This is a genomic window from uncultured Serinicoccus sp. (assembly GCF_947500995.1).
Taxonomy (GTDB): domain Bacteria; phylum Actinomycetota; class Actinomycetes; order Actinomycetales; family Dermatophilaceae; genus Ornithinicoccus.
Genome location: NZ_CANMUA010000017.1, coordinates 1 through 3926 on the forward strand (window position 1 = coordinate 1; position 3926 = coordinate 3926).

The window sequence follows — 3926 nt, forward strand, 5'->3', positions numbered from 1 at the left end:
CAACCTGGCCTTCTGGCGCGGCCACGCGGGCGATGCTCCCGAGGCTGTCACCGAATTGGAGGAGCTGCTCCCCGTGCAAGAGCGGGTCCAGGGCCCAGAGCACCCCGATACCCTCACCACCCGGGGCAACCTGGCCTTCTGGCGCGGCCACGCGGGCGATGCTCCCGAGGCTGTCACCGAATTGGAGGAGCTGCTCCCCGTGCGAGAGCGGGTCCAGGGCCCAGAGCACCCCGATACCCTCACCACCCGGAAGAACCTGGCCACCTGGCACCGGAAGGTGGACAACGCTGACCCTGATTACCCGCAATAACGAAGGCATTATGGCGGGTAATAGAGCGCTAGTGGGTGCGGGTCCTTGGCATTGAGCGTCTGCACCGCAACGATGCACCAGTGACCAAACCCAAGCAGCACCGTGCCGGCCCTCACGGTCCTCCTGTCGCGGCGGGCGTGGCGCCGTCGGACCATCAGGAGTGGGTAGACCTCCTGACGCTGGCCGCCCGGACCGGGACCCGGATCGACCTCAGTGAACTGGAAGGGGCCCCAGACGTCCCCGGCCAAGGCGTGACCGTGCGCCGTGACCTCGCAGACCTCGACCTGCCGCAGGGGTGGCAGCTACCCCCGGCGTCGGACTACCCGACGGCCGCGCACGTGCCCGCGTCAGCTGTCCGCGAAGTCCTACTCGATCCAAGCCTGAAGCCTGACCCACGAGGACTATGGATCCACGGGGCAGTCCTCACCGGAACCCTGGACCTGGCTCATGCCGCCGTCAACCTACCGTTGGCGCTGACCTTCACCCACCTCCAGGACGTTCCCAATCTCGAGTGCGCCACACTCCCTACGCTCGACCTCTCCGGCAGCTGCCTAGCCGGCGTGATTGGAGACGGACTCAGAATCGGCGTCGGTGGATTCGTCGCTCAATGGCTGTATAGCGACGGCGAGCTCAGACTGCTTGAGCTCGAAACACCAGGCCAGTTGGTCCTGGATGAGGCGAAGTTGAGCAACCCAGAAGGGTTCGCCCTGGCCCTGGACCAGGCGCAGGTGGGTGGGGGCGTGTTCGCGCAGGGCCTGGTGGCCACCGGGCAGGTACGCGCCCGGGGTGCCAGGATCGAGGGTGTGCTGGGCCTGCAGAAGGCGGAGTTGAGCAACCCAGAAGGGAACGCCTTGTCCCTGGACCAGGCGCAGGTGGGTGGGGACGTGTTCGCGCGCGACCTGGTGGCCACCGGGGAAGTACGCGCCCTGGGTGCCCGAATCCAGGGCCAGTTGGTCGTGGATAAGGCGAGGTTGAGTAACCCCGACGGTCACGCTTTGTCCCTGGACCAGGCGCAGGTGGGTGGGGGCGTGTTCGCGCAGGGCCTGGTGGCCACCGGGCAGGTACGCGCCCTGCATGCCCGAATCGAGGGCCTGCTCGAATTGCAGAAAGCAGAGTTGAGTAACCCAGAGGGGAACGCCTTGTCCCTGGACCAGGCGCAGGTGGGCGGGAACGTGTTCGCGCCGGGACTGGTGGCCACCGGGCAGGTACGCGCCACGGGCGCCAGGATCGAGGGCCGGCTGGATCTGACTGAGGCCAAGTTGAGCAACGCCGACGGTGACGCTTTGTCCCTGGACCAGGCGCAGGTGGGCAGGGACGTGTTGGCCCAGCGCCTGGTGGCCACCGGGCAGGTACACGCCCCGGGTGCCCGGATCGAGGGCCGGCTGGACCTGACTGAGGCCAAGTTGAGCAACCCCGACGGTGACGCCCTATTCCTGCATGGGGCGCAGGTGGGCGGGGGCGTGTTCGCGGCGGGCCTGGTGGCCACCGGGCAGGTACGCGCCTCGTGTGCCCGGATCGAGGGCCAGTTGGGGCTGCAGAAGGCGAAGTTGAACAACCCTGACGGTGACGCCTTATCCCTGGACCAGGCGCAGGTGGATGGGGGCGTGTTCGCCCAGGACCTGGTGGCCACCGGGCAGGTACGCGCCCTGAGTGCCCGTATCGACGATCATCTGTCCCTGCGGAACGCTGAGTTCAACAACCCCGATGGTTACGCCTTGTCCTTGGATGGGGCGCAGGTGGGTGGGGGCGTGTTCGCCGAGGGCCTGGTGTCCACCGGGCAGGTACGCGCCCCGGGTGCCCGAATTGAGGGACAGCTGGTCCTAACTGAGGCGAAGTTGAGCGACCCCGATGGTGACGCTTTGTCTCTGGATGGGGCGCAGGTGGGTGGGGACGTGTTCGCCGAGGGCCTGGTGTCCACCGGGCAGGTACGCGCCTCGGGTGCCCGAATCGGGGGACAGCTGGTCCTAACTGAGGCGAAGTTGAGCAACCCCGACGGTGACGCTTTGTCTCTGGATGGGGCGCAGGTGGGTGGGGGCGTGTTCGCCGAGGGCCTGGTGTCCACCGGGGAGATCCACGCCTCGGGTGCCCAGATCAAGGGACAGCTGGTCCTGGCTGAGGCGAAGTTGAGCAACCCAGAAGGGAGGGCGCTCAACCTGTTCGGGGCGAGGATAGGGGCATTGCTGCTGGCGGGGACGTCCCGGTGGACTGGATTTCTCGACCTCCGCGAATCCTCTGTCGTGTCTCTGCGCGCAATGGACAAACCTAGCGAGAGGGTCAGGCTCGAAGCGCAAGGATGGACAGTCGGTGAAGTCGGCGGGCCGCTGCGCGACGACCCGGACGCGTTCGCGACCTGGCTCGACACAGCCGCTGAATTCACAGCTCAGCCGTGGGCGCAGGTCGCCGCCTTCTATGACCGGGCCGGTCAACCAGGCCATGCGCGCAAGATCAGGGTCGGAATGGAGAAGCGTGCCACCCGACAGCTACCGCCCTTCATCCGGCGGCTCAGGCACATCTTCTACGGGGGCACCGTGGGCTATGGCTATCACCCGTTCAGGGCCCTGCTGTGGCTACTCGCCATCGGCGCCGCCGCATTCGCCGTCGGGCACTTCGCCCCCGACGGGGCCTTCGCTTTAGTCGATCCCGGCGACGCCCAGCCGCAGGCGCTGCCAGCTGGCCCCAACCCATGGATACTCGCGCTGGAGACCGCGCTCCCCGCCGCCGCGACCGCCACGAGCGAACAATGGGCCCCGGTCACACCATGGCTCCACATCATCCTCACCGCGCTCAAGACCGGCAGCTGGCTTCTCACCGTCCTCTTCCTCGCCGGAATCACCGGTCTTCTGCGCAAGCGCTCTTGAACGCCGGCAAGCCCGAATGCACGGACAGACCACGGGAGTTAGTCATACGGCACTCAGGCGATGCGACGTGTGTTCGATACCGTGGGTGGATGGCGGGCGGCATGTACGGCAAGCGGGGCCCGGGAGTCCCGTTGCGGGACCGCGGCCGCGTCTCGGTGACGACGGACATCGCGGCCCCGGCGCTGCGCCCGGCCGGGCAGGCGCCGGCGACCCGGCATGCCTGGGCTGCGTTCGAGGATCTTCCGGACCCGGTTCCGGTACTGGTGATCAGCTGGCACCGTTCAGCTACTGGGTGGCAGGCGTGGGTCGTGCTCGTCGTCGACGATCAGGCCGTCACCCGGTTCCTGCCCGCCTCCCAGCTGCGTCCCGCCCACACTTCCTGACTTCTGAGGACTGGCCCCAGTGTCGTGGCCGTCGTTGTACGTTCACCACGTGCCCTACCCCGGCCGACCCTCGAGCCACGACGCCGACCCCGAGCTGGCAAGGTCCGCGGCGCCCGGCCGCTACCTGCCCGATTACGTGAAGGCCTACGTCGTGCGCGAGTACGAAGCCGGGCGGTCTTTACGTGAGCTGGCCGAGCTCACCGGCCGCTCCCACGGCGCCGTCCGCAACATCCTGCAACGCGCCGGCGTGACACGCCGCGGCCGCGGCGCACCCCCTGTCTCCCCGAGCCGGCCCTAATGTCGCGTTCCAAACTTCTTGGCAGACCGGTTATGAAGGCATGATCGGCGTGACCATGAAGGAGATGACCCGTGGGA

Annotated in this window: 4 protein-coding genes; all 4 read left to right on the top strand. The window is 67.8% G+C overall.

The window, feature by feature from the left end; genetic code table 11:
• Window positions 1-310, top strand: a 310-nt coding sequence (locus Q0967_RS17160) for a tetratricopeptide repeat protein (protein WP_299451275.1), incomplete at its 5' end; no start/stop codon positions are given.
• A gap of 80 nt (window positions 311-390) precedes the next feature.
• Entirely contained in the window at window positions 391-3168 is a 2778-nt protein-coding gene (locus tag Q0967_RS17165; protein ID WP_299451277.1) for a hypothetical protein, read from the top strand.
• An 89-nt stretch (window positions 3169-3257) separates the two neighbouring features.
• Window positions 3258-3551, top strand: coding sequence for a hypothetical protein (locus tag Q0967_RS17170; RefSeq protein WP_299451279.1), 294 nt, complete (start codon window positions 3258-3260; stop codon window positions 3549-3551).
• A 49-nt stretch (window positions 3552-3600) separates the two neighbouring features.
• A complete protein-coding gene (locus Q0967_RS17175; protein WP_299451281.1) occupies window positions 3601-3849 on the top strand; it encodes a helix-turn-helix domain-containing protein in 249 nt (82 codons plus the stop codon).
• The last annotated feature ends 77 nt before the right edge of the window (window positions 3850-3926 follow it).

Bases quoted from the DNA above. Each gene is read 5' to 3' on its own strand.
- Q0967_RS17170 (WP_299451279.1), top strand. From the start codon at position 3,258: ATGGCGGGCGGCATGTACGGCAAGCGGGGCCCGGGAGTCCCGTTGCGG.